Below are 24,308 nucleotides of genomic sequence, written 5' to 3' on the forward strand. Positions count from 1 at the left end.
ATGCGAATATGGTTTTTGAGTGCTGGCCTGGCCCTGATGTGCATGGCCCAGAACGCAGCGGCGGGTACTGTCCTGATCGTTGGCGATAGTATCAGTGCCGGTTTCGGCCTGGATACCAGCAAAGGGTGGGTGGCACTGCTGGAGCAACGGCTCAAGCAGGAGGGTTTCGACGATAAAGTGGTCAACGCCTCCATCAGCGGCGACACCAGTGCCGGAGGCTTGGCGCGGCTGCCGGCGGCGCTTGCAGAGCATAAGCCGGACGTGGTGGTGATCGAGTTGGGCGGCAACGACGGCTTGCGTGGACAGCCCCCGGCACAATTGCAACAAAATCTTGCGTCGATGATCGACCAGTCCAAGGCCGGTGGCGCCAAGGTGTTGCTGCTGGGGATGCAGTTGCCACCCAATTATGGCCCGCGCTACACCACGGCATTTGCCGAAGTCTATGGCGTGCTGGCCAAGGAAAAAAACGTTCCCCTGGTACCGTTTTTTCTTGAAGGGGTGGGGGGGCATCCGGAGATGATGCAGGCGGATCAACTGCACCCGGCAGTCGGCGCCCAGGCGAAGTTGCTGGAAAATGTCTGGCCGACGCTAAAACCGCTGTTATGACGCTTTTCTAGCAGCGGTCTTTCGGCTAAGGTGGCGCCCCCGATTTGGAGCCCCCGATGTCGTCGCGTCCTGCCTGGTCCCTATTTGCCTACCAACTGATCGAGCCTGACGAGCAGCTGGATCTGTTCGCCTGCCAGGAAGTGAAGGTGCACCTGGTAACACGTCAGCTGGAGCTGGGCGGCACGATCGACCGTACGCTCTGCGGCACATTGCTGCCGGCCCAGCCACGCTGGTCTTCGGTGGATCGCTCGATCTTCCAGGACCAGCGCCTGTGCCCCTTGTGCCGGGCGATTCTCGAATCGCAAAAGCGTGGCACACCGCCTATCTGGCCTGAACTGCGCTTCGAGCTTTAAGGGCTGCTACACGCTACAATCGCCATTTACCCCCGTCGATCTGCGAAGGATTTTCCGGATGTTGTCGCGTCTGCCTGTCGTCACCCGTTGCCTGTCTCTCGCTGCCTTATGTGCAGCCGGTCCTGTTGCGGCTCTGCAACTGCCCCTGCCACCGCCGGGTGAAGACATTGTCGGCGAGGTCCAGGTGATCAAGGCCAAGTACGAAGACACCTTTGCCGACCTGGGCGTGACTTACGACCTGGGCTATTCGGAGATGGTCGCGGCCAACCCCGGCGTGGATGCCTGGCTACCGGGCACCGGCGCGGAGATTGTGCTGCCGACCCGTTTCATCCTGCCGCCGGGGCCCCGCGAAGGCATCGTGATCAACCTCGCCGAGTACCGTCTGTACTACTACCCCAAGGGCCAGGACGTGGTGTACACCTTCCCGCTGGGGATCGGTCGCGAGGGTTGGGGTTCGCCGATTGCCCACACCAGCATCATTGCCAAGACACCCAACCCGACCTGGACTCCTCCTGCGTCGATCAAGGCCGAACACGCAGCAGACGGTGACCCGCTGCCCAACGTGGTGCCGGCAGGTCCGGACAACCCCCTGGGGCCATTCAAGTTTACCCTGGGCACGCCGGGCTACCTGATTCATGGCTCCAACAAGAAGTTCGGTATCGGTACCCGTACCAGTCATGGTTGCTTCCGCATGTTCAACAACAACGTGCTGGAGATGGCCAAGATGGTTCCGGTGGGCACGTCGGTGCGGATCATCAATGACGCCTACAAATTCGGCATCAGCGGCGGCAAGGTCTATCTGGAGGCGCATGCGCCGTTGAACGACGATGGCACGCCGTCGGTGGTCGACAAGCACACGGCAGTCATCAATGCGATGCTCAAGCGCGAAGACCTGGCCAATAACCTGCGGGTCGATTGGGATCAAGTGCGTGATGTGGTGGCGGCCGAAGATGGTTTGCCGGCGCAAATTGGCGAACCGGGCGCGGCGCCGATGGTCAGCAGCATGCCGGTCGATCTGCAGCAGTAACGCCTGTCTCCCATCGAAGCCCGCCACGGATTGCCCCTGGCGGGCTTTTTATTGCCTGGGATCCGTAGCCGAATCCCAGGCAATAAAAAGCCGATCCAAAATGGATCGGCTAGATAACAACCCCGAAGGATTATTACTTGCGGCTAGCTTTTTCAAGCATGCGCAGAGCGCGCTCGTTAGCTTCGTCAGCAGTCTGTTGTGCTTTTTGAGCAGCAGCCAGAGCTTCATCAGCTTTACGGTAGGCTTCGTCTGCACGAGCCTGGGAGCGAGCTGCTGCGTCTTCAGTTGCAGTCAGACGAGCTTCGGTTTCTTTGGAGACGCTGCTGCAACCGGTAGCCAGAACTGCGGCCAGAGCCAGAGCAGAGAATTTCAGAACGTTGTTCATCGTGTTCCCCTTCAAGGACTTTCTAATTAATGGCTAATTTCTCAGAGTGAGCTAATAGCCGGCGTACATACTACCCATTACTTGTAGTAAGTAAACTGACGTAGCGCAAGAAGCAAAAAAAATTCTTGTGCTGAATCTGTTTTGGCTAATCTTTAGAGGGTCTGTATAAAAAATATCCAGTTTTTGACGCTTGGTCAAAGATTGGATCCAGGCTGAAAGCGCCGCCTGGCAAGTGTTAAACGTTGTAAGCCGATGTCAATTTATATATCTGCCCCCATACTATTGTTCAGATTGTCCCGGGGTTGCCGGGCATCTTTCGCGCATGTAGAGGTGACTTTAAAAGCGCGGGTTCGTCTCACGCTTCAACTGCCGGCAATGTTCAGGCTATCGACCACAGGATGTTCGATCAGCCCTTTCTATGTTCGCGAGCCAAATGGATGACGAGTGTCCCTTGAGCAATGACAGGATTGGTGCCTACTATTCCTGCGTGCGGGGCGTGAGTGCTGTAGGGCTTTTCTCGTTGTCGAAACCGGCACGGGGTGGCGTAGATGTTCCTTCGCCGGAAAAACATCGGTAAGGTAGGGGTCAGAAACCAAGACCCGCGAGGAGTAGTGATGAGCGAGGCGTTGTCCATCCACCATGACCAGGCTGGTCATCAGTTCGAGACCAATGTGGACGGTCATCGTGCCTATCTGACCTACATGGACCTGGGGAAGCAGACCCTGGATATTTACCGCACGTTTGTGCCCAATGCCCTGCGTGGGCGCGGCATTGCCGCTGCGCTGACCGAAGAAGCGCTGCAATACGCCGAGAGCATGGGCTACACGGTGATTCCGTCCTGCTCCTACGTCGAGCGCTACATGGAGCGCCACCAGCGCCATGCCGCGAAGCTGTGAAAGCAAACAGGCAGGCATAAAAAAACGCCGGGCTTAGCCCGGCGTTTTTGTGTGCGTCAGGTACGTTTGCGCTTGGGCAATACGTCCTTGAGCTTGGCGTGCATGCTGCGCAGGGTGGTCTCGGTGGCGGACCAGTCGATGCAGGCGTCGGTGATCGAGACGCCGTATTGCAGGTCGGCCAGATCCTTTGGAATCGCCTGGCAGCCCCAGTTCAGGTGGCTTTCGACCATCAGGCCGATAATCGACTGGTTGCCTTCCAGGATCTGGTTGGCCACGTTCTCCATCACCAGCGGTTGCAGGGCCGGATCCTTGTTGGAGTTGGCGTGACTGCAATCGACCATGATGTTCGGCTTGATCTTCGCCTTGGTCAGTGCCTGTTCGCACAGGGCCACGCTGACCGAATCATAGTTGGGCTTGCCATTGCCGCCACGCAGGACCACGTGGCCATAGGCGTTGCCCTTGGTGGTGACGATGGACACGCCACCTTCCTGGTTGATCCCCAGGAAACGGTGTGGGCTGGAAACCGACTGCAGGGCGTTGATCGCCACGGTCAGGCCACCATCGGTACCGTTCTTGAAACCCACGGCCGAGGACAGGCCAGAGGCCATTTCGCGGTGGGTTTGCGATTCGGTAGTGCGCGCGCCGATCGCCGACCAACTGATCAGGTCCTGCAGGTATTGCGGGGAAATCGGGTCCAGGGCTTCGGTGGCCGTTGGCAGGCCCATTTCAGCCAGGTCCAGCAGCAGCTTGCGGCCGATATGCAAACCATCCTGGATCTTGAACGAGTCGTCCAGGTACGGATCGTTGATCAGACCTTTCCAGCCCACGGTAGTGCGCGGCTTCTCGAAGTACACGCGCATCACCAGGTACAGGGTGTCGGACACTTCCGCAGCCAGCACTTTGAGGCGTTCGGCGTACTCGTGGGCGGCCTTGAGGTCGTGGATCGAGCAGGGCCCGATCACCACGAACAGGCGGTGGTCAGTGCCGTCGAGGATGTCACGAATGACTTCGCGGCCCTTGGTGACGGTCTGCAATGCAGCGTCGCTCAGAGGGATTTCGCGCTTGAGCTGATCGGGCGTGATCAGGGTCTCGTTGGATTCGACGTTTAGGTCGTTGATCGGTAAATCAGCCATCGTGTTACTCGTCAGGGTCACGGGTGCCGGCCGCCAGCGAACCCCGTGCGGCGGAGCACAGCATGATTTAAATGCAGCGGGGAGCCGAACCTTAGCGCGTACAAGCCGGCTCGACAATGGGCAATTGCGCGCGGTGTCGTGCGGCCTGATAGTGTGTTGCCTGGTTAAAGGGTGTGGTGCAGATCGAGTGAAAGCGTTTGAATTGACGGATTTGGATATCGACCAGCAGTTGCTGGCGTTGCCGGGTGCTTCGCTGCTGGTGTTTACCAGTGTCGGCTGTTCCAGTTGCCGCTGGGCGCGCCAGCAGTTGCCCGGCTGGGAGCTGCCGGTTGCGCGCATCTGCTGGATCGACGCCGGGCACAATGGCGGCGCGGTGCAGCGCTACGGGATCTTTCATTTGCCGGCGCTGTTTGTGGTGTGCGAGGGGCAGTTCCACGGCGCATTGCAGACGGGTCTGAATGCCGGCGACCTACGTGAGGCTATAGAAGAAGCGCTCAAACGAGAACCAGAGGAGTTGCCATGACGAGTGCAGTTGAGCCAGGGCCACGCATTGGGATTATCGGTGCCGGTGCCATTGGTGGTTTTTACGGGTTGATGCTGGCGCGCGCCGGTTTCGATGTGCATTTCCTGCTGCGCAGTGAATTTGCGGCGGTCAGTGAGCGTGGCTTGCAGCTCAATAGTGCGGTGCATGGCGCCTTGCGCCTGCACCCGGTCAAGGCCTATGCCAGCGCGGCCGACATGCCGCCTTGCGACTGGCTGCTGGTGGGCACCAAGACCACCGGTAACGTTGAACTGGCGCCCACCATTGCCCAGGTCGCGGCGCCCGATGCCAAGGTTGTATTGCTGCAAAACGGCCTCGCCGTCGAGGACAGCCTGCGCGAGTATCTGCCCGAGTCCCTGCACCTGCTTGGCGGGCTTTGTTATATCTGCGTGCACCGTTCCGGGCCGGGGATCGTCGAGCACCAGGCCATGGGCCGGGTCAGCCTTGGCTATCACAGCGGCACTGCCATCGCTGATGCTGCACGCCGCCAGGCGATTGTCGAAGAGGGCGCCGGGCTGTTCCGCCACGCCGGGATCGACGCCCAGGCCATGCCCGACCTGGATCAGGCACGCTGGCATAAGTTGGTGTGGAATGTGCCGTACAACGGCCTGTCGGTGCTGCTCGGTGCCAATACCTCGCAGTTGATGGCCGACGCATCCAGCCGGGAATTGATCCAGGGCCTGATGGCCGAAGTGGTGCAGGGCGCCCAGGCGTGCGGCCATGAGATCGCGCCCGGCTACCCCGAGCAGATGTTCAGCATGACCGAGCGTTTGACGGATTACTGGCCCAGCATGTATCACGATCATCTGCACCGGCGACCCCTGGAACTGGCCGCGATCTACGCTCGCCCGCTGGCTGCTGCCAGGGCCGCGGGCTGCGAGTTGCCGCGGATGCAGGCGTTGTACCAGGCCTTGAGTTTTATTGATCGACGCAACGACTGAGGAACACACATGGCCAAAGGGATGAGCGACAAACTGGTGCTGGCGATTTCCTCGCGTGCCCTGTTCGACCTGGGTGAAAGCCATAAGGTTTATCTGGCCCAGGGCGTCGAGGCCTACCGCAAATATCAGATCGACCACGAGGAAGAAATCCTCGAGCCGGGGGATGCCTTCCCCTTGGTCAAGAAACTCCTGACCCTGAATGCCAGCCTCGGCCGCGCACGGGTCGAGGTGGTACTGGTGTCGCGCAACAGCGCCGACACCGGGTTGCGTGTGTTCAATTCGATCCAGCACTACGGCCTGGATATTTCCCGCGCCGCCTTTGTCGGTGGGCGTAACCCCCACCCTTATCTGGCGGCGTTTGGCAGCCACCTGTTCCTCTCGACCCACGCCGAAGATGTGCGCAGCGCGCTGGATGCCGGTTTTGCGGCAGCGACCATTTTGTCCGGCGGCGCTCGTCGGGCTTCCAGCGCTGAGTTGCGGATTGCCTTCGACGGTGACGCGGTGCTGTTTTCCGACGAGTCAGAGCGCGTCTACCAAAGCGGCGGCCTGGAAGCGTTCCAGGCCAGCGAGCGGCAAGCGGCCCGCGAGCCGTTGCGCGGTGGGCCATTCAAGGGCTTCCTGGCGGCCCTCAATCTGCTGCAGCGCGAGTTCCCCGATGAGTCTTGCCCGATCCGCACCGCGCTGGTGACGGCGCGTTCGGCACCGTCCCATGAGCGAGTGATCCGCACCTTGCGTGAGTGGGATATCCGCCTGGACGAGTCGCTGTTTCTCGGCGGCCTGGAAAAATCGGCGTTCCTTGAAGCGTTTGCCGCCGACGTGTTTTTTGACGACCAGGCCGGCCATTGCGAGAAAGCCAGGGAGGTGGTGGCCACCGGGCATGTGCCCCATGGCGTGAGCAATGAGCCGAAAGTCCAGGTCGAGAGCTAAGTTCATCGCAGTCGCGGAGGCGCTGCTAAGCTGAAACAATCCCCGCCATCCTGGCAGTCCAGGAGGTTCTATGATTCGGTCGATGTTGTATGCCTCAGACCTGGGTGTATATGCGCCTTACGTGATGCAACATGCGCTGGCGATGGCGCGCACATTCAAGGCGGAGCTGTATGTGATTCATGTGGTCGAGCCGATCGGGCTGTTCGCAGAATCGGTGCTGCAAACCTATCTTGATGAACAGGCCCTGAGCGAATGGCAGAGCCAGGGCCTCAATACAGTGATGGCAAACATCGAACAGCGGGTGCTGGACAGTTTTCGTGAAGAGTTGCAGGACGGCGAGCAGGACTTGCAGGCGATTCGTTCGGTGCGGGTGATCCAGGGGGATCCCGCCCAAGTGATTCTCGACCAGGCGCAGAAACTCTCGGTGGATTTGTTGATCGTAGGGAGTCATAGCCAGGGCGAAGGAGCCTCGACCCCGTTGGGGCGTACGGCGGCGCGGGTGTTGCAGTTGTCCCAGGTGCCGGTCTATCTGGTGCCTTTGCTGCAACGTCGACGCAGTGATGATGTGTGATGGGGTGTAAACGATAAAAAGTTCTAGATTTATCAATCCAACCTTTAATATAGTTATATACCGTCGCTGATATCCGTGGCGTCTATCTGCTTTGAGGGACACATATGAAGCTTCAACAACTGCGCTACATCTGGGAAGTGGCGCACCACGACCTCAACGTTTCCGCCACGGCTCAAAGCCTCTACACCTCGCAACCGGGTATCAGTAAGCAAATCCGCCTGCTTGAAGACGAATTGGGCGTCGAAGTGTTCGCCCGCAGCGGCAAGCACCTGACCCGCGTCACGCCTGCCGGTGAGCGCATCATTACCACCGCCGGCGAAATCCTGCGCAAGGTAGAAAGCATCAAGCAGATCGCCCAGGAATTCTCCAACGAGAAAAAAGGCACCCTGTCGATCGCCACCACCCACACCCAGGCCCGTTATGCGCTGCCGCCGGTGATCAGCTCGTTCATCAAGCAGTACCCGGACGTGGCCTTGCACATGCACCAGGGTTCGCCGATGCAGATCGCTGAAATGGCGGCTGACGGCACCGTCGACTTCGCCATCGCCACCGAAGCCCTGGAGCTGTTCGGCGACCTGGTGATGATGCCGTGCTATCGCTGGAACCGCTGCGTCGTGGTACCCCAGGGCCACCCGCTGGCCAAACTGCCGAAGCTGACCCTGGAAGCGCTGGCGGAATACCCGATTGTCACTTACGTGTTCGGCTTCACCGGCCGCTCCAAGCTCGACGAAGCCTTCAGCCATCGCGGCCTCACGCCCAAAGTGGTGTTTACCGCAGCTGACGCCGACGTGATCAAGACCTACGTACGCCTGGGCCTGGGCGTCGGTATCGTGGCCAAGATGGCCGTCGATGCCAAGCTCGACAGCGATCTGGTGGTACTGGATGCCAGCGAGTTGTTCGAGTCCAGCGTGACCAAGATCGGCTTCCGTCGTGGCACGTTCCTGCGTGGCTTCATGTGCGATTTCATCGAGAAGTTCGCCCCGCACCTGACCCGTGAAATCATGGCCAAGGCGATCCAGTGCCATAACAAGCAGGAACTGGAAGAGCTGTTCGACGGCGTTGAACTACCGGTTCACTGATCGGCCTAGCGGGCCTCGGTCACCACGAATTGTTGCCGGGCGCCCGCCACCGTAATCTCCACCTCATCTCCCTCGAATTTGCCCAGCAGGCTTTTGCCCAGCGGCGAGCGGGGGGTGATGACGGTCACCAACTGCCCCACCACATAGACTTTCAGGCCTGCCGCGTCCGGCGCCAGGAACAGCCATTGCTGGCGGCCGTCGTCATCTTCCAGGCCGAGCAGGGCGCCCACCTCGATACCCCGTTGTTCATCGTAGGGGCGCAGGTTGAGGTTCTGGCACAGCGCCAGTGATTGCTTGATCTCCTCGACGCGTTTGGCTTGCCCGGCAGCCAGGTAAGACGCTTCCAGGCCCAGGGTGTCGTACTTGTTTTCGGCGATGTTTTCTTCGTGGGTTGCGGTCTCGTAGGCAGTTTGCGCGGCGCGTTGTGCCACATCCAGATCGGCGACGAGTTTTTCCAGGATCAACTGGAGGACGGCGTGTTTATTCATGGGCGGTTTTCGGCTCAATCACAAAATTGCAGGACGTTGGCCCGGCTCTTGTCGCTGGGGGCGTTCTGGTCCTGCTGGAGCCAGAACTGGCATTTGGGGTTGGACAGGTTGCGCGGGTTGTCCCGGGCCTGATCCAGCGCCTGCTGCTGTTCCTGCTTGTGCAGGTTTTGTTGGTATTGCTCAAACATACGGTTCGGTGGCTCGGGCGTCACGGCAGGCGGTTTGCCCAGTTGCTGCACGGCCTGGGTGACGGCGGCCACGGGTTGTTCAAGCAGGTAGCGCGAGGCCAGCCAGCCGGTCAGGGCGATGGCGACAAAGCCCAGCCACAGGCCCAGGGCCACGGCAATACTGAGTTTGAACATCGACAACGGGCGATCGGACATGGTGGCCTCCTGGCGGGCGTTTGCGGCGAGCTGGGGATTGTCGCATAGCCGGCGTGCAGAATAATCGCGATCAACCCTTCTGCATGGCGGCAATTATGCGGACAATCGAGCCTTTGACTGATGGAGCCCGGAATGAAAGCCCGCTGGGATATTTTTTGCAGCGTCGTCGATAACTACGGCGACATCGGCGTGACCTGGCGCCTGGCCCGGCAATTGGTGGCTGAACAGGGCTGTGCGGTGCGGTTGTGGGTCGATGACCTGCGGGCGTTCGAGCGCATGTGCCCTGAGGTTGATGTGCAGGCGGCGCAGCAGTGGCAGGAGGGCGTGGACGTGCGCCACTGGCCGGCGCACTGGCCCACCACACCGGCGGCGGACGTGGTGATCGCCGCCTTTGCCTGCCAGTTGCCCCCGGACTATATGGAAGCCATGGCCGCTCGCGAGCGCACGCCGCTGTGGATGAACCTGGATTACCTGAGCGCCGAGGAGTGGGTGGTCGGTTGCCATGGCTTGCCGTCGGTCAAGTTCAAGGGCGTGCAAAAGTACTTCTTCTTTCCGGGATTCCGTCCTGGGACCGGGGGCTTGCTGCGTGAGGCCGGGTTGATCGAGCAGCGTCAGGCGTTTCAGCGTGATTCCCAGGCTCAGCAACAATTCCTACAAGACTTGGGCGTTGTTCCTGTGGCGGGCGCACGATTGATCTCGCTGTTTGCCTACGAAAATGCCGGCCTGGCCAGTTGGCTGGAGGTGTTGGCGGCCGACGGGCAGCCCACCCATCTGCTGGTGCCGGAAGGGCGCATCCTTGGTGATGTGCAGCGCTGGCTGGGCGTCGAGGCGCTGGGCGTGGGGCAGGTACACCTGCGTAGCGCGCTGACGGTGCAGGTGCTGCCGTTCGTGCGCCAGGAGCAGTACGACCGCCTGTTGTGGTGCTGCGACTTCAATGCGGTGCGCGGCGAGGATTCCTTCGTCCGTGCGCAATGGGCCGGGCGCCCGCTGTTGTGGCATATCTACCGTCAGGATGAAGACATTCACCTGGACAAGCTAGATGCATTCCTTGAGCGCTACACCGAGGGCCTGTCCCCCGCAGCCAAAGGTGCACTGATTGCCCTTTGGCAAGCCTGGAACACGGACGCTGACATGGCCGCCAACTGGAAAATGCTCCTTGAGCATTGGCCTGAGGTGACCGCACATGCCGAAAAATGGTGTCTGGAACAGGCCTTGCAGGCCGATCTTGCGACGGCGCTGGTACACTTTTATGAAAATTGGATATGATACGCGACCTTGATTTTTGTAAATCCCATCCAAATTTCGGATATTCGTAATGAAAACTGGTAAAGAACTGAAACCCGGTACAGTGATCCGTCTCGAAAACGACCCTTGGCTGGTTCAGAAAGCTGAGTTCACCAAGTCTGGTCGTAACAGCGCAATCATGAAGACCAAGCTGAAGAACCTGCTGACCGGTTACAAGACCGAGATCGTCTACAGCGCCGATGACAAACTGGATGACGTGATCCTCGACCGCAAAGAAGCGACCCTGTCGTTCATCAGCGGCGACACCTACACGTTCATGGACACTACCGACTACACCATGTACGAGCTGAACGCTGAAGATATCGAAGCTGTTCTGCCGTTCATCGAAGAAGGCATGGAAGACGTCTGCGAAGCCATTTTCTTCGAAGAGCGCCTGGTTTCCGTAGAGCTGCCGACCACCATCGTGCGTAAGGTTGCCTACACCGAAGGTTCCGCTCGCGGCGACACTTCGGGCAAAGTGATGAAGCCTGCCAAGCTGTCTAACGGTACCGAACTGCAAGTTGCTGATTTCATCGAAATCGACGACCTGATCGAAATCGACACCCGTGAAGGTGGTTCGTACAAAGGTCGCGCCAAGAAGTAATTCTGGTGTTACCAATAAAAAACCCGACCAAGAGTCGGGTTTTTTTATGCCTGTTTACCTGTCACACCGTGACATGCAAGCGCACATCCACATTGCCACGGGTAGCGTTGGAGTACGGGCAGACTTGATGTGCAGCGTCTACCAGGCTCTGTGCTTCATCTTGCGCCAGGCCGGGCAGGGATATGTGAAGGTCGATGTCCAGGCCAAAACCACCGGGAATCTGGCCGATGCCGACGTGGGCGGTGATCGAAGCATCATCGGGGATTTTGCGTTTGCTCTGGCTGGCGACGAATTTCAGGGCGCCGATAAAGCAGGCCGAGTAGCCAGCAGCGAACAGTTGTTCCGGGTTGGTGGCCTGGCCGCCCGCGCCGCCCAGCTCTTTAGGGGTAGAGAGCTTGACATCGAGGATGCTGTCGCTGGAAACGGCACGACCATCTCGGCCGCCGGTGGCGGTGGCTACTGCGGTATAGAGGGTTTGCATCAGGGATTCCTCGCTGGTGTTTGCGCTAAAGGTTTGCGCGCAAAGTAAGTGGCGAGATGAATGTATCGCGCAAATGTTTAGCGCGCAATATAAATTTTGAAGTGATCGTCATCACCTTTGGGGGGGCGGCTAGACGCTGGCCTGTAGATTCCTGCGCAGCTCCAGCAAGTCGGCTTGCAGCTTCTGCAGTTGCTCCATCTGCAGGCCGCTGGCGCCAAGGATGCAGGGGGGAACATCCATGGCCTTGTCCCGCAGTGCTCGGCCAGCCTCGGTCAACTCCACCACAACCACACGCTCATCGGCGCGGCTGCGGGTGCGGCTTAACAGGCCTTCGGCTTCCAGGCGCTTGAGCAGTGGGGTCAGTGAGCCCGGATCGGTGAGCAGGCGATTGCTGATTTCACCCACGGTCAAACCATCTTGTTCCCACAACACCATCATGGCCAAGTACTGCGGGTAGGTCAGGCCAAGGGCCTGCAGCAGGGGTTTGTAGACCTTGGTCATCAACAACGAGGTGGAGTGCAGGGCGAAGCACAGTTGGTTGTCGAGGAGCAGGGCGTCGCAAGAGTGGGTCATGGCAGTGCCTTAAAGCGTATTTGATCTGGAATCTAGCGGCCAAACCTTTAACGCGCCAGACAATTCTGCAGGCGCAGTCAGCCCCAGCCGCTCTGCAACGCCAGATCCCACGGCGGGACGGGGCTGAAACGGCTCTTGAGGTACTCCAGCAGCAGACGGCTGCGAGCATTGGCTTGCTGTTCCAGGCGCAGGGCGTAGATGCCGGCGGTTTCTGCGGTCGGCAGGCCGTTTTCGCAGAATAACGGCACCAGTTCGCCGCGCACCAGGTACTCACTGGTCAGCCAGGTGGGCAGGTGAGCGATGCCCAGTCCGGCCAGAGCGCCCGATAGCAGGGCTTCGGCATTGTTGGCGCTCATGCGGATGCGCTGTGGGCGGTAGGTGTTCTTGCGACCATCCAGTTCAAAACGCCAGGCGAACATCGGCGCCAGACCTTCCCAGTCCAGGCCGTCGTGTTCGTTGAGTTGGCTGGGATGGGTCGGCATGCCACGGTTTTTCAGGTAGGCCGGGCTGGCGCAGGCGATTCGCACGATGCTGGCCAAAGGCGTGGCGATCAGCCGTGTGTCGACGATATGTCCGGCCCGCAGCACCAGGTCGACCTTGCCCAGGTGCTCGCCCTGCATGTCGACAAAGCTGTCGATCAGATGCAGGTGCACGTCCAGGCCCGGATAGACCGTTAGAAAGTCCGCGATTGCCGGTGCCAGGTGTCGCCGGCCAAAGGCGGCGGGCGCGTCCACGCGAATCAGGCCCTCGGGCGCATGGCTGAGTGATACCGCCTCGGCTCGCGCCAGTTGCAATTCCCGGACAATCCGCCGCGCCCGCTCGGCAAATGCCAGGCCGGCAGGGGTAGGCAGCACCGCATGGGTACTGCGCAGGAACAGCTGGCTGCCCAGGGCGCTTTCCAGGCTGTCGATCCGCCGGGCCACGGCCGAGGGCGTCAGCGGATGGCGCCGCGCCGCTGCGGAAAAGCTTCCGGCCTCCAGCACGTCGAGGAACAGGCCCAGTTGATCGGTCAAGGTCGTGGGGTTCATGGGGGGATTCGCTTGTGCGGATTTGGCATAGCCATTGTGCGTTGCTGTGCGTTCCCATACCAGAGTGGACTGCGTAGCATGCAGGGCTTGAGACGGTGCAGGGGTACGGTTGTGGTGGATATGGCGATGTATGTGGTGCTGGGCATAGCCCTGGGTACCGTCGGCGGGCTGTTTGGCATTGGTGGCGGGCTTATCGCGATTCCGGTCCTGGGCGTCTTGTTTGGCCTGGATCAGCAAATCGCCCAAGGCACTGCGCTGGTGATGGTCGTGCCCAATGTGATGTTGGCGCTGTGGCGTTATCACCAGCGCAACCGCATTGAGCTGCGCCATGCCTCGCCGCTTGGCATCACGGGGTTTTGCTTTGCCTGGCTGGGTTCGATCTGGGCGGTAGGCATTGATGCGGGCGTGATGCGCATTGGTTTTATCGCATTTTTGGTGGCCCTGTCGGCGTACAACCTGGTGCGCATGGTCACCAGCAATGCGCCACCTTCGGCGCAGATGCGCTATTCCTGGCCGTGGCTGGGGGTATTGGGCGCGGCGTCGGGATCCATGGGTGGCCTGTTTGGTGTTGGCGGCGCGGTGGTTGCCACACCGGTGTTGACCAGCGTGTTCGGCACCACCCAGGTGGTTGCACAGGGCTTGTCCCTGGCACTGGCCTTGCCCAGCACCGGCGTCACCCTGGTGACTTATGCCTGGCACCAGGAAGTGGATTGGCTGATCGGCGTGCCCTTGGCGGTCGGCGGGCTGCTGAGTATCAGTTGGGGGGTGAAAATCGCCCACGCGTTGCGGGAGCGTCTGCTGCGCGGTTTGTTCTGCGGCTTCCTGGTGGTATGCGCGGTGATGTTGACCTTTAAAGTCTGAAGCCTTCGAGGATGTACTCGGCCAGGCACTCGGTGATGGGCGAGGTCATATTCGGGTTGCGCAGCAGGCGCAAGTTGACCGTGTGCAGTGGGCCGAAACCTTCGTCACTGCCGAGTATCCGCAGATCGTCGGGGACCAGGCTTTCCATCATCACCGTCACCGCCAGCCCCGCACCCACCACGGCCTGGATCGCCGCACCGTTGGAGCTGTGGTAGGCCAGGCGATACTCGCGCCCCACGGCCTCCAGCGAGGCGCGCGCCCATTGCGTGCAAAAGCTGTCCAGGCCGGCGATCGCCAGGGGCAGGGTCTCGTGTTCATCCACGCAGAAGCACGGTGACGCCACCCAGACCATGCGCTCGTTGCGCAGCTGTTCGCCGATTTCATTCCCCGGTTCACGGCTGACCACGGTCAACGCGAGGTCACGTCGCTGCATCAACACGGGCGTACCTTCGCAGTGCATTTCGATCTGGATCAGCGGGTAGGCCTTGGAAAAGCGCTTGAGGATACCGGGCAGGTAGCGCATCACGTAGTCGTCCGGGGTGCCGATGCGCACCAGCCCGACCATATGCGGCTCGCGCAAGGTATTGAACACCTCGCTGTGCAGCTTCAGGATGCGCCGCGCATACCCCAGCAACACCTGCCCCTCCGGCGTAAGCCTGACCTGCCGGCCATCACGCTCGAACAACTTGCGCTGCAACACGTCCTCCTCCAGACGTTTCATTTGCATACTGACCGCCGATTGGGTGCGGTTGACCTTCTCGCCGGCGCGGGTGAAACCACCCTGGTCGGCGATGGCGACGAAGGTGCGCAGCACGTCGGTATCAATGCTCGGGTAGTTGTTCAATTGATCAATCTCTGAGATGTGTTGCATAAAAAACATTCGTTGGATTGATCATAGCCCCAGGCCCAGACTTTAGTCATCCCCACTGGAGGGCGAGATGATGAAGGGTCAAAGAGGTTATGTGTTGTTGGTGAAACGCCCGTTGGCCGGGGTGTTTCAAAGGGTTTGCCGTTGGTACGCCGTGCAGCGCGAGCGTCAGTGTGAGGCTGTGGGAGATATGGCACTAAGGAAACTGGTGGGAAGAAGAGGGAAGAAAACGGGCAAGCCAGGAAAGGCGGGCTCTGAATGGGCCAGGTAGCCCTAACCGGTGCCAAAAGGGGCGCTAAGTGTAAAAAAACGGATTCCAACAAAAAGCCCGCATTTAGCGGGCTTTTTGGCACTTGGGATTTAGATCATCCATCCGCCAGACCAGACCACCCGTCCTACCACTTGCAAACGTTCTAGGCGATCTGCCGGGACATTGATAGACGGATAGGCCGTATTGGCGCTGATAACCAGGACGCCACCGTCGAGCTGCCGCTGCAACCGCTTGGCGTAGAGCAGATCGTCCAGGCGGATCACATAGAAAGCCTCCCCCTGGATTAGGTTACGGGACAGGTCAACCATCACCGTGTCGCCATCCTTAAGGAATGGCTCGTTGGAATCCCCGTCAACGCGCACGGCGGCGAGCTGTGATGCCTGCAAGCCTTTCTTGTTGAGGCTGTACTTAGTGAAGGCAAGCATCGTTAGAACGCGTGCGCCGTCGCTCCAGGCCCCATGGCCCTGACTGATGCGTGCGTCATATAGCGGCACGTAGGCATAAGAAAGCTCGTCGCCTGGTTGTGCCGGGCTTCCCTCGGTCGGGTACATCTCCCCTCGACCCGATGCGATCCAGTCGAGAGATACGCCTACAGCGGCAGCTAGCAGCGCGAGCGAATTGAACGCGGGCATTCCTTCCCCGGCGATCCACCTATGAAGTGACGACAGTCCGACTTGAGCAGCTTCCGCAGCCTGTTTTCGGGATTCAAAAAGGCCCGCCACTGTTGCTATTCGGGTTTCTATTCCCGGATTCGGAAAAGAAACTGCGTTTTCGCCAAGCTGTGGATGTTTCTTTTCCGTGTAAGTCACTGATTCCACGTGCCTTTTCTCAATACGATCATTGCTAAGCCCGAAAACGGGAATAAAAACTCCCGCATTCGGTTTACCTAATCCCGTATACGGGATATATTGTGCTGAACCGGCCGTTAGAAAGCCAAAAAAACCACCCTGACTGATGGTTATGTAATGGAAACCTTCGACATACCGCTCGATTTAGAACGCCGCTGGGAATGGATCAAATTCCAACTCCGTGTTCGCGGAACCAATCTTGCCGAGCTGGCGAGAGACCAAGGGCTCAGCGACAGCGCCGTGCGTAACGCCAAGAAGCGTCCGTACCCGAGCGTAGAGCGTGAAATTGCTAAGGCTCTCGGGCTCCAGCCGGTCCAGCTTTGGCCCGAGCGCTGGAACCCAGATGGTTCGCCAATTCGTCAGCGGCCCAATCGTGCAGAGTCCAATACGGTATCCCCAAAGCATACCGAAAAAGGTCCGGTTGGTCACAGTAAAACCCAGCGGAAAGAGACCGATGCGTAACTGGTATACATCTCAAGAACTTGCAGGCCTTCCGGGGCTTCCAGGCTCGGTGCCGGGCATTCGTAAGCTTGCTGCGCGCCTTGAGTGGGAATGCCGGAAACGTGCTGCAAGTAAAGCGGTTGAGTATCCATTCGCCTGTCTACCAGTTGAGACTCAAGCCGCGCTGATGGCGAAGTCGGTTGCCGAGGTCATGCCAGCAGTTGTGGTGCAGCCTGAACAGGCTGTTGCTATCAAAAGTGACCAGCCAGAGATCCGTTCGTCCGCTCGACTGACTGACGCACAGCGGGAAGTCATGGTGGCGCGGTTGTGCTTCATTCGTGAAATTGAGCGGATGACCACGGTAGGCCCTCAAAGCCGAGCAATTGAGATCCTGGTTAAACAGGCGCATGACGGAGCCCTGAGCCCCTATCTGATGGAGCGGGTTGAGCTGGCGAACCATAAGAAAGCCGGTGGCCGGGCACTATCCGAGCGGACCCTCAAGCGTTGGATTGCCGCATACCGTGAAGGTGGAGAAGTTGGGCTTGCCCCGCTGCGTCGGCGGCCAGATCTGACCGTACCTGACTGGGCAAAAGACTTTCTGCGGTGCTATCAGCGCCCAACAAAACCAAGCGTTGTTGCCAGCTATTCGGAGTTTGCCCGCAACTACACCGGCAAACTGCCCAGCATCCACGCAGTTCAGCGTTTCTTGAAAAAGCTGTCGCCGGAGGCTCTACAGGCGGGGCGCATGAGCCCTCAAGAGCTTAAATCGCTCCAGCCGTTCAGACGGCGGACTACCAAGAACATGTTCCCAGGTGATGTTTACACCGCCGATGGGCACAAGTTTGACGCCGAAGTCATCAACCCGATCACTGGCAAGCCTTACCGGCCGGAAATCACCACAGTCCTGGACGTGGCAACACGTCGAATTGTCGGCGTCTCCGTAGGTGAAGCGGAGTCGGCTATCGGAGTATTGGATGCACTGCGTGATGCCGTTCGTCGCTGCATGTTCGGAATCTTCTACGTCGACAACGGTTCCGGCTTCGACAACGACATGGTGCGGGAGGTTGTGGACCGCCTCGGTGGGACCATGCAGCACTCGATTCCTTATAACAGCCAGGCACGCGGTCTTTCCGAGCGTGGGCACAAGACCGTTTGGGTTCGGGCAGCCAAGAAGCTGACCAGCTACATCGGCGCCGACATGGATAAGCACGCGGGGACCAGGGTTCACCGGCTTGGCCGCAAGCAGCTCAAGGAACTGGGCACTACCCGGTTAATGCCGACTTTCGGAGAGTTCATGGCAGGGGTCGAGGATGAAATAGCGACCTATAACCGAACCCCACATCGCGGTCTCCAAAAGATCAGGGACCCGTTCACTGGCCTTCAACGATACCCAAGCCCCGACGAAGCATGGCAATTAGCACTGGATCAGGGTTGGGAGCCAGTGGTGGCTACACCCGAGCTAGTTGAATCGCTGATGCGGCCGCAAGTCATCCGCAAGACCCATCGTGGGGAAGTTCAGTGGATGAACAACACCTATTTCATGGATGCGCTGAGGTCCTTGCACGGGCAAGAAATACGGTTGGCCTACGACGTTAGAGATGCTGCACGTGTCTGGGCATACACGTTAGACGGGGAAATGGTTGGGGAGGCGCTTTTGGATGGTAACGCCTCGGACTATATGCCGATGAGCCTACTGGAGAAGAGCCGCGCCAAGCGTGAGCAAGGCCAGGTCAAGCGCTCGATGGACAAGCTGGAGACGCTGACTGGGCACCGGGTGGAGATGATCGCACCGTCCACCCGTCCTTCGGCAACGCTTAGTAGTGAGGCCCTGACGCTCGCACAAGAGTACGCCTTAGAGCTGGATGCTGAACGCCCGCAATTCACTGTTCCAGGGGATGACGTAGCCCGATATCGGCTTTGGATAAAGCTCGATGAGCGCGTTAAGTCAGGAGAAGAATTGAACGCTGATGAAGCCAGGTGGTGGGAGTTGTATCCCTCCCACCCGGACTTCACAGCGATGCAAGAAGTGTTTCAACGCGCGGGGTGAGTCTCGCGTTTTACAGCAGTAAACGAGCCTGCCAGCTCGTTCTTAAGGAGAGACAACACAATGAGTGTAACCAAAATCGTTCCATTGACCAATGTGGGCTTGCTTGCCGGTGCCATGAAGCGCGCACAGGTGCGTCCGGCTGGACTTCCTGGCCTGGTCACCATGTACGGCCCTAGCGGTTTCGGGAAGAGCGCAGCTGCTGCCTTTGCGGCGAATATGCACCGCGCCTATTACGTGGAATGCCGGGACACCTGGAGTAAGAAAGCCTTTCTACAGTCGGTCCTTCGTGAGATGTCGGTACACCCGACGCGCACAATGTCGGAAATGGTTGATCAGATTGCCGTCCAACTCACTGCATCTAACCGTCCTTTGATTATTGATGATGTTCAGTACCTGCTAGATAAAGCGGCAGCGAACGTATTGACGGATATCTACAACGCCAGTCAGGGAACCATCGTTCTGATTGGCGAAGAGCGAGTGCCCGCGTCTTTGTCCAGGCTGGAGCGCCTGCACAATCGGGTGCTTGAATGGGTTCCGGCCCAAGCAGCCACGCTGGAAGACCTGAAACAGCTCGCTACCGCCAGTTATCCGAAATTGCATATCGCTGACGATCTGCTGGAAGACCTGAATCGTGCCACTAGTGGTTGCCTGCGCCGTGCGGCGGTGAATCTTTACAGGGTTCAGTCCGAAGCCGCAGCCCAGATGCTTGATCGAATCGACCTTTCCGCGTGGGGCAAGCGTGGCTGGGACAATGGCGAAGCTCCTGCCCGGAGGACTCGCTAATGGCTAAGGCAACTCAGCTTCGCTTGGTCGGCGGCAAAGAGCCTCGCCAATTCATGTGGGAGGCAGTTCGCGATAATCGTAAAGGCTTCACCACACGGCAAATTGTGCAGTTGTCCGGCCAGTCCGACGGCAGCGTCAAGAACTACATTCGCGCCCTCAATAAAGCCGCACTTATTGAGCTGGTTGATGGGGCTGGTGAGTTTGCTGATCACCGATGGCGTCTCGTAAGGGACGAAGGCGCCGAGCACCCAAAGGTAACGCTATCCGGGGACCGCTCGCTCCACGGTGCTGGCGCGGAAAATCTTTGGCGTAGTCTGCGCATTATTGGCGAAATGACTGCCGCACAAGCTGCGGAAATGGCAAGCATCGGAGATGTGAGAGTTTCGCAGGCATACGCGCTTAATTACTTCGCTGCGTTGACCAAGGCCGGATATCTCATTGCAAGCGAGTATGACTATCAGGGGCCTCAAACTTTCAAGTTTGCGCCAGGGATGTCTACCGGCCCACGTCATCCCATTATTCAGAAATCGGTATCGCTCCAGGTATTTGATCCAAATCTGAACAAGGTGGTTTTTTCCAACGTCGAGTCGGGTGGCGTATCGGGAGAGTCTTCTCCCTCCAACGATATGCAGGAACAAAACACCAGGCTGAAAAAGTTGCTGGCGGAGTTTGTTGCAGCCGGTGTTTCCGGGCCAGGAGTCAGCCTTCTCCAGCGCGCTCAGTTGGAGTTGGCATGATGAACCAAGTTGATATTTCAAAGTGGGGCAACCAGCCGCCGTTATTTGTACGCCTGCTAGCGGCGGAAGTCGGAGAAACCAATCGTACACGTGCAGCTGAGCGCGTCGGGATCAGCCGCACTGCCGTCAGCCTTGTACTTAACAATAAGTATTCCAGCCCCAGCACTAAGGGGGTGGAGCGCCGCGTGCTAGACGCACTTGGACGCATTGACTGCATCGCGGTTGGCGAGGTTCTGACAATCGAACAGTGCCAAACCTACCGTGAAAAAGCGCCACCAACGCATAACCCTCAATCAATGCAGCTTTGGCGAGCCTGCCAGCACTGCCCCAACAACCCCAACTGCGCAGGTGCCGGAAATGCAACTGTCCACTGAGATTGTTCAACCACAAGTGCCGGTCGTTCAAATTTATATCTCTGGCCGCAGCCTTATTCGGCTGTACCAGGGCGAGAAGTGCGTCGGGTTTTCTGAAACTTACAAGTTCGCCTGCATTCGTGCGGAAGAACTTGAGAAGACTGAACAAAAGCGGGAGGTGCATTAATGCGCACTCGATGCCCAAATTGCGGAACGACTATCAGCCTTGATGCTTTGATTGCGCATGACGGTGCCCGCGAAGCGCTCGGAGTTGCGTTCAAGCTGTCCGGTCCACTCGGTAACGCCTTGATTCGCTATGTAGGCCTGTTCCGGCCGGAGACGCGGGAACTGACCATGGATCGGGTGGGCAAGCTTCTTACCGAAGTGTTGCCGGATATCCAGGCCCAGCGCATTGAGCGTAACGGCGTTGTATTCAACGCCCCGGCCGCTTGTTGGGTCTGGGCCATTGAACAAACGCTTGGGGCTCGCGACTCGGGACGCCTGGCGACGCCACTTAAAGGGCACGGTTGGTTGTACCAGGTGATGAGCCAGTGGCAAGGCGAGAGCACTTCTAATGCGCTGGTTCCTGTAGTGGCTGCGGCTAAGCCTGCCGCAATGGTCCGGCCCAGCCAGACCTCCTATGCATTGCAAGCTTTGCAGGAACGATTGAATGGCTGATGACTGGCTACAGCGCGAGGTCATCGCGGGGCTTATGGGGCTGGTCGCCTTACGCCTGGATGGCGCGCCCGCTGCCGACGCCGTTACCCACACCCTGGACGTTTGGATGGTCGCCTTGAGAAAGGCCCAGCGATGGGACGAGAAGACAGACGCAGTGCGGGTTCGGTCAGCGTTTGAGGCTTTGTTTGCAAGCTGTGAACGATGGCCCGCACCGGCAACATTGATAAGAGCGATACCGGGTAGGCCAAGCCTCCAGGCGCCACCTAAACCGGTTCTTACAGACCAACAACGTGCGAACGGCCGTATGAGGATCAGCGAGATCATCGACGTCCTTAAGCACCGCAACACCAAATCAGACACGAATATGGAGCAGTAAAGAAATGATCACTCAAGAAGGATATCGCCAAGACGCCAAAGGCCATTTGGTCCCGGTCGAACTTATCAAACCCATTGATCTGGCTCGCGATGAGCTGGTTACTGAGCTTGTTAAGAAGGCAAAGAGCGTTTCCGCACTGTTGGGCGAATTCAAAGCGGCCGCATTCGGCGACATCAAGGCATTTGTGGAAATGTCAGCTGAGCAGTACGGCGCCGCCATCGGCGGAAAGAAGGGGAATGTCACGCTGCTGACGTTCGACGGCCGCTTCAAAATTATTCATGCAGTTCAGGACTCTATCAAGTTCGACGAACGCCTCCAGGCAGCCCGGGCATTGATTGATGAGTGTGCGGCGGAATGGACTCAGGACGCTCGTAGTGAGGTGCGCGTCCTGGTCAACGAAGCGTTCCGCACAGACAAAGCCGGAGAGATCAGCACCGGCCGTGTGCTGGGCCTTCGCAGGCTGGAGATTCAGGACGGGCGATGGCAACGAGCGATGCAGGCCATCGGTGAGGCAGTCCAGGTGGTTGGTTCTAAAAGCTATCTGCGGGTGTATGAGCGGATTGGAGACTCGGATCAATACGCGCCTATCCCTCTGGATATCGCAAGCATCTTCGTTGCGGAACCTCCGCCGCCGAAGCTGCATTGATCTGACATCAAGCCTCAAACACCACCAGACGCCCCACACCTATTGCGAGTACAGCCCACATGGCCAAGATCCATATCACTATCGAAGACAACAACACCGATGGCGTGTCCATCTCCGTAAACAGCCCGAACAGCCCCAGCCAAGTCAGCGGCAGCAAAGCCGCCCTGATCGCCAGCGCGATGGTCCGTGGTGGAAAAGTCATTGCCCGTATTCCATTTGAAGCGACCGGGATGCACGTCTCCTGCGACTGCGAGATATGCCAGGCAATGATTGAAAAAGTCCTGACGAAGCCAACCATTCACTAAGCGAAACCGCTCCGGGAATTCCGGGGCGGTCTGCTCGGCGCGGTGGCCGGGTACTGATGAGCAGCCGAGGAAGCAATGGACCACGCAAAAGCCCTGGAAAAGATTAAAAAGTGTTTACGGCTCGCCGGTAGTGCGAACCCTCACGAGGCGGCTGCGGCAATGCGCCAGGCGCGTGCCTTGATGGAAAAATTCCGTATTGAGGAGGGCGATGTTTTGCTTTCTGAGGTGCTGGAGTGCGCGGCCCGTAGCGGGTCGAAAATTACGCCAGTTCAGTGGGAAGCGAATCTGGCCGGGGCAGTTATGAAGGCGTATGCATGCAAAGTGTTGTTCATGGCAGGGCTCGGGGAGTGGCGCTTTATTGGTGAACTCGCAGAGATCGCGAGTTACACGATGACGATTCTTCTGCGACAGGTACGCCAAGCTCGACGCGACTTCATCACCCAGCACCTCAAACGCTGCAAGCCCGCAACGAAAACAAAGCGAGCGGACGTGTTTTGCAGTGCGTGGGTCTGGGAGGTCCGTGACAGGGTGATGGAGTTCGCCGGAAATGATGAGCCGTCCCTGGCCGCAAATGCCTACATGCTCAAGCATCACCCTGAAACTGAGAAGGGCAGCGCACGGAACCGGAGCGCGGGAAAAGGGACAGGCGTTCGGTCTCTAACCGATGCGATGCACGGCATCCGGGCCGCGAGCGATGTTCGTTTGAATCACGGGGTCGATGGTCAAGATCAGCTAGCGCTTCACTGAGCGAAACCGCTCCAGGTAACTGGACGGTCTATCCGGTGTGGCGGCCGGATACTGATGAGCTGCCGAGGAAGTGAAGGAGAAAGGAGAAAATGAATCGACGTAATTTACAGCTATCAAAGATCCACATCGCCAAGAAGGACTTGGGCCTTGATGACGATACATACCGGGCGCTGCTCAAGCGTGTCGCAGGCGTCACGTCTTCAAAGGACATAACTCCGATGCAGGCAGTGGCAGTGCTGGCCGAATTTAAGCGGCTGGGGTGGGAGCAGAAGGCGAAGCCAAAAACCAAGGGACGCGCAGTGCCAAATGTCGCGCCAGATCGGAAAAAGCTTGTTGGGAAAATTCAGGCCTTCTTGGCTGAGGCTGATCGCCCTTGGGAATATGCCGATGGTATGGCGCTGCGGATGTTCAAGGTCGAGCGCGTAGATTGGCTGGACGCTAAGCAACTGGGTGGCCTTATCACTGCGTTGGCCTACGACGCGAAACGCCATGGGAGGCCGACACAATGAGCAACGATCAGTTATTCGAGGATGACTCCGACAGGTTGGACCCGCTCAAGGTGCTGGCCCACATGGAGAATCCCACGGTTATGCGTCGTTGGGAGGGTACGATCAAGGAAATGGTGGGGATTGCTGAGGCGGAGTTGAAGGTGAGACTCCTGGATCGGCCGGACGTGGTGCCTGAAATTGCCCGCTCAGTGGTTTTTGCGATCTGCGACACGATGGGGGGCGCGGTGGTTTACCTCCCCCGAGGTGATGCACTCAAGAAGGCCATGCGAGACGCTGCGATCTTCCAAGACTGGCACGATAGCAACATTCAGCCCCCTGAGCTGGTGCGTAAGTACAAGCTTGCGTCACCTACCATTTATGAGATTATCTCCCGCCAAAGGGCCTTGCACCGTCGCAACGAGCCTGACTTATTTGGCTACGACGAAGGGACAGTCCATTAAATGATGGTTTTGAGAGCGGTATTAGTGGCTTCTGCCTTGTATGCATCGACGGCTTACTCGGATACAACCTCTAGTGCTGCTCTCAAGGATGACCTGAG

Annotated in this window: 34 protein-coding genes and 2 other RNA genes; 27 read left to right on the forward strand and 9 right to left on the reverse strand. The window is 58.7% G+C overall.

Features of this window, described 5'->3' with window-relative positions; translation table 11 throughout:
• Genes HBR93_RS17100 through HBR93_RS17110 form a run of 3 tightly spaced genes read left to right on the forward strand, consistent with a single transcriptional unit; the run spans position 1 to position 1,986 of the window.
• On the forward strand, positions 1-606 hold the full coding sequence (locus tag HBR93_RS17100) for an arylesterase (protein ID WP_115127846.1): 606 nt from the start codon (positions 1-3) through the stop codon (positions 604-606).
• Positions 607-662: 56 nt separating this feature from the next.
• Positions 663-959: a hypothetical protein gene (locus HBR93_RS17105; RefSeq protein ID WP_029297976.1), complete on the forward strand. Its 297-nt coding sequence runs from the start codon at positions 663-665 to the stop codon at positions 957-959.
• A 58-nt stretch (positions 960-1,017) separates the two neighbouring features.
• A complete protein-coding gene (locus tag HBR93_RS17110) occupies positions 1,018-1,986 on the forward strand; it encodes a L,D-transpeptidase family protein (RefSeq protein WP_057439189.1) in 969 nt (322 codons plus the stop codon).
• 133 nt (positions 1,987-2,119) lie between these two features.
• Here the strand turns inward: HBR93_RS17110 and oprI are convergent, their stop codons facing one another.
• Positions 2,120-2,371 (reverse strand): outer membrane lipoprotei OprI, encoded by a 252-nt coding sequence (gene oprI / locus HBR93_RS17115; RefSeq protein ID WP_003172710.1) that lies wholly within the window; start codon positions 2,369-2,371, stop codon positions 2,120-2,122.
• A gap of 614 nt (positions 2,372-2,985) precedes the next feature.
• Between oprI and HBR93_RS17120 the strand changes: the two genes are divergently transcribed.
• Positions 2,986-3,267 (forward strand): GNAT family N-acetyltransferase, encoded by a 282-nt coding sequence (locus tag HBR93_RS17120; RefSeq protein ID WP_029297992.1) that lies wholly within the window; start codon positions 2,986-2,988, stop codon positions 3,265-3,267.
• 56 nt (positions 3,268-3,323) lie between these two features.
• Here HBR93_RS17120 and HBR93_RS17125 read toward each other — a convergent pair whose 3' ends face one another.
• The gene (locus HBR93_RS17125; protein WP_029297994.1) at positions 3,324-4,400 is read right to left on the reverse strand and encodes a 3-deoxy-7-phosphoheptulonate synthase; all 1,077 of its coding nucleotides are present in this window, start codon (positions 4,398-4,400) and stop codon (positions 3,324-3,326) included.
• A 187-nt stretch (positions 4,401-4,587) separates the two neighbouring features.
• On the opposite strand from HBR93_RS17125, the gene HBR93_RS17130 reads away from it, so the two are divergent.
• The 5 genes from HBR93_RS17130 (at position 4,588) to cysB (ending at position 8,459) form a co-directional block, all read left to right on the forward strand.
• The gene (locus HBR93_RS17130) at positions 4,588-4,923 is read left to right on the forward strand and encodes a thioredoxin (RefSeq protein WP_115127847.1); all 336 of its coding nucleotides are present in this window, start codon (positions 4,588-4,590) and stop codon (positions 4,921-4,923) included.
• Positions 4,920-5,882, forward strand: a complete 963-nt coding sequence (locus HBR93_RS17135) for a putative 2-dehydropantoate 2-reductase (protein ID WP_169960739.1) — start codon at positions 4,920-4,922, stop codon at positions 5,880-5,882. Before HBR93_RS17130 ends, HBR93_RS17135 begins: the two co-directional genes overlap by 4 nt.
• Before the next feature lie 9 nt (positions 5,883-5,891).
• Positions 5,892-6,809 (forward strand): 5'-nucleotidase, encoded by a 918-nt coding sequence (locus HBR93_RS17140; RefSeq protein WP_038447487.1) that lies wholly within the window; start codon positions 5,892-5,894, stop codon positions 6,807-6,809.
• A 70-nt stretch (positions 6,810-6,879) separates the two neighbouring features.
• The gene (locus HBR93_RS17145) at positions 6,880-7,380 is read left to right on the forward strand and encodes a universal stress protein (protein ID WP_057439186.1); all 501 of its coding nucleotides are present in this window, start codon (positions 6,880-6,882) and stop codon (positions 7,378-7,380) included.
• A gap of 104 nt (positions 7,381-7,484) precedes the next feature.
• Complete coding sequence (cysB, locus tag HBR93_RS17150) at positions 7,485-8,459, forward strand: HTH-type transcriptional regulator CysB (RefSeq protein WP_057439185.1); 975 nt, start codon at positions 7,485-7,487, stop codon at positions 8,457-8,459.
• A 5-nt stretch (positions 8,460-8,464) separates the two neighbouring features.
• On the opposite strand, the gene HBR93_RS17155 is transcribed toward cysB, so the two are convergent.
• Together HBR93_RS17155 and HBR93_RS17160 are read right to left on the reverse strand one after the other, a co-directional pair.
• On the reverse strand, positions 8,465-8,947 hold the full coding sequence (locus HBR93_RS17155; protein ID WP_057444675.1) for a GreA/GreB family elongation factor: 483 nt from the start codon (positions 8,945-8,947) through the stop codon (positions 8,465-8,467).
• Between the two features lie 14 nt (positions 8,948-8,961).
• The gene (locus HBR93_RS17160; protein WP_057444674.1) at positions 8,962-9,330 is read right to left on the reverse strand and encodes a hypothetical protein; all 369 of its coding nucleotides are present in this window, start codon (positions 9,328-9,330) and stop codon (positions 8,962-8,964) included.
• A 132-nt stretch (positions 9,331-9,462) separates the two neighbouring features.
• Between HBR93_RS17160 and earP the strand changes: the two genes are divergently transcribed.
• Together earP and HBR93_RS17170 are read left to right on the forward strand one after the other, a co-directional pair.
• Entirely contained in the window at positions 9,463-10,596 is a 1,134-nt protein-coding gene (earP, locus tag HBR93_RS17165) for an elongation factor P maturation arginine rhamnosyltransferase EarP (protein ID WP_169960740.1), read from the forward strand.
• A gap of 49 nt (positions 10,597-10,645) precedes the next feature.
• Positions 10,646-11,218 carry an elongation factor P gene (locus tag HBR93_RS17170; protein WP_003172723.1) on the forward strand — a complete coding sequence of 191 codons (573 nt, stop codon included), beginning with the start codon at positions 10,646-10,648 and terminating at the stop codon, positions 11,216-11,218.
• Positions 11,219-11,279: 61 nt separating this feature from the next.
• On the opposite strand, the gene HBR93_RS17175 is transcribed toward HBR93_RS17170, so the two are convergent.
• The 3 genes from HBR93_RS17175 to HBR93_RS17185 form a co-directional block, all read right to left on the reverse strand.
• Positions 11,280-11,699 carry an organic hydroperoxide resistance protein gene (locus HBR93_RS17175; protein ID WP_057439183.1) on the reverse strand — a complete coding sequence of 140 codons (420 nt, stop codon included), beginning with the start codon at positions 11,697-11,699 and terminating at the stop codon, positions 11,280-11,282.
• A 129-nt stretch (positions 11,700-11,828) separates the two neighbouring features.
• The gene (locus tag HBR93_RS17180) at positions 11,829-12,272 is read right to left on the reverse strand and encodes a MarR family transcriptional regulator (RefSeq protein ID WP_057439182.1); all 444 of its coding nucleotides are present in this window, start codon (positions 12,270-12,272) and stop codon (positions 11,829-11,831) included.
• A gap of 77 nt (positions 12,273-12,349) precedes the next feature.
• Positions 12,350-13,300, reverse strand: a complete 951-nt coding sequence (locus HBR93_RS17185) for a LysR family transcriptional regulator (protein ID WP_169960741.1) — start codon at positions 13,298-13,300, stop codon at positions 12,350-12,352.
• A 111-nt stretch (positions 13,301-13,411) separates the two neighbouring features.
• Between HBR93_RS17185 and HBR93_RS17190 the strand changes: the two genes are divergently transcribed.
• Complete coding sequence (locus HBR93_RS17190) at positions 13,412-14,161, forward strand: sulfite exporter TauE/SafE family protein (RefSeq protein ID WP_169960766.1); 750 nt, start codon at positions 13,412-13,414, stop codon at positions 14,159-14,161.
• Here HBR93_RS17190 and HBR93_RS17195 read toward each other — a convergent pair.
• Together HBR93_RS17195 and HBR93_RS27160 are read right to left on the reverse strand one after the other, a co-directional pair.
• Positions 14,151-15,032, reverse strand: coding sequence for a LysR family transcriptional regulator (locus HBR93_RS17195; RefSeq protein ID WP_057439228.1), 882 nt, complete (start codon positions 15,030-15,032; stop codon positions 14,151-14,153). The two genes, HBR93_RS17190 and HBR93_RS17195, sit on opposite strands and share 11 nt — an antisense overlap.
• 357 nt (positions 15,033-15,389) lie before the next feature.
• Complete coding sequence (locus tag HBR93_RS27160; RefSeq protein ID WP_169877211.1) at positions 15,390-16,109, reverse strand: helix-turn-helix transcriptional regulator; 720 nt, start codon at positions 16,107-16,109, stop codon at positions 15,390-15,392.
• Between the two features lie 156 nt (positions 16,110-16,265).
• On the opposite strand from HBR93_RS27160, the gene HBR93_RS17205 reads away from it, so the two are divergent.
• From HBR93_RS17205 to HBR93_RS17275, 15 genes are all read left to right on the forward strand, one after another.
• On the forward strand, positions 16,266-16,610 hold the full coding sequence (locus HBR93_RS17205; protein WP_169877210.1) for a helix-turn-helix domain-containing protein: 345 nt from the start codon (positions 16,266-16,268) through the stop codon (positions 16,608-16,610).
• Positions 16,603-18,636, forward strand: a complete 2,034-nt coding sequence (locus HBR93_RS17210) for a Mu transposase C-terminal domain-containing protein (RefSeq protein WP_169877209.1) — start codon at positions 16,603-16,605, stop codon at positions 18,634-18,636. The genes HBR93_RS17205 and HBR93_RS17210 overlap by 8 nt, the downstream gene beginning before the upstream one ends.
• Before the next feature lie 60 nt (positions 18,637-18,696).
• Positions 18,697-19,419, forward strand: a complete 723-nt coding sequence (locus tag HBR93_RS17215) for an ATP-binding protein (RefSeq protein ID WP_034112594.1) — start codon at positions 18,697-18,699, stop codon at positions 19,417-19,419.
• Positions 19,419-20,156, forward strand: coding sequence for a hypothetical protein (locus HBR93_RS17220; RefSeq protein WP_169877208.1), 738 nt, complete (start codon positions 19,419-19,421; stop codon positions 20,154-20,156). The genes HBR93_RS17215 and HBR93_RS17220 overlap by 1 nt, the downstream gene beginning before the upstream one ends.
• A complete protein-coding gene (locus HBR93_RS17225; RefSeq protein ID WP_262377312.1) occupies positions 20,153-20,530 on the forward strand; it encodes a hypothetical protein in 378 nt (125 codons plus the stop codon). Before HBR93_RS17220 ends, HBR93_RS17225 begins: the two co-directional genes overlap by 4 nt.
• A complete protein-coding gene (locus tag HBR93_RS17230) occupies positions 20,514-20,696 on the forward strand; it encodes a hypothetical protein (protein ID WP_169877207.1) in 183 nt (60 codons plus the stop codon). The genes HBR93_RS17225 and HBR93_RS17230 overlap by 17 nt, the downstream gene beginning before the upstream one ends.
• Positions 20,696-21,187, forward strand: a complete 492-nt coding sequence (locus HBR93_RS17235) for a hypothetical protein (RefSeq protein ID WP_169877206.1) — start codon at positions 20,696-20,698, stop codon at positions 21,185-21,187. Before HBR93_RS17230 ends, HBR93_RS17235 begins: the two co-directional genes overlap by 1 nt.
• Positions 21,180-21,563, forward strand: coding sequence for a hypothetical protein (locus HBR93_RS17240; RefSeq protein ID WP_169877205.1), 384 nt, complete (start codon positions 21,180-21,182; stop codon positions 21,561-21,563). Before HBR93_RS17235 ends, HBR93_RS17240 begins: the two co-directional genes overlap by 8 nt.
• Before the next feature lie 4 nt (positions 21,564-21,567).
• Entirely contained in the window at positions 21,568-22,209 is a 642-nt protein-coding gene (locus HBR93_RS17245; RefSeq protein ID WP_169877204.1) for a DUF3164 family protein, read from the forward strand.
• Between the two features lie 59 nt (positions 22,210-22,268).
• The gene (locus tag HBR93_RS17250; protein ID WP_169877203.1) at positions 22,269-22,514 is read left to right on the forward strand and encodes a hypothetical protein; all 246 of its coding nucleotides are present in this window, start codon (positions 22,269-22,271) and stop codon (positions 22,512-22,514) included.
• Positions 22,513-22,584: hammerhead ribozyme type II (locus HBR93_RS17255), an RNA gene on the forward strand. Before HBR93_RS17250 ends, HBR93_RS17255 begins: the two co-directional genes overlap by 2 nt.
• 5 nt (positions 22,585-22,589) lie before the next feature.
• On the forward strand, positions 22,590-23,261 hold the full coding sequence (locus HBR93_RS17260) for a DUF2786 domain-containing protein (protein WP_169877202.1): 672 nt from the start codon (positions 22,590-22,592) through the stop codon (positions 23,259-23,261).
• Positions 23,260-23,329: hammerhead ribozyme type II (locus tag HBR93_RS17265), an RNA gene on the forward strand. The genes HBR93_RS17260 and HBR93_RS17265 overlap by 2 nt, the downstream gene beginning before the upstream one ends.
• Positions 23,330-23,350: 21 nt before the next feature.
• Positions 23,351-23,770, forward strand: coding sequence for a regulatory protein GemA (locus tag HBR93_RS17270; protein ID WP_169877201.1), 420 nt, complete (start codon positions 23,351-23,353; stop codon positions 23,768-23,770).
• Complete coding sequence (locus HBR93_RS17275; protein ID WP_169877200.1) at positions 23,767-24,210, forward strand: Mor transcription activator family protein; 444 nt, start codon at positions 23,767-23,769, stop codon at positions 24,208-24,210. Before HBR93_RS17270 ends, HBR93_RS17275 begins: the two co-directional genes overlap by 4 nt.
• Positions 24,211-24,308 lie beyond the last annotated feature (98 nt).

This window comes from Pseudomonas sp. WS 5411 (assembly GCF_012985595.1).
Taxonomy (GTDB): Bacteria; Pseudomonadota; Gammaproteobacteria; order Pseudomonadales; family Pseudomonadaceae; genus Aquipseudomonas; species Aquipseudomonas shahriarae.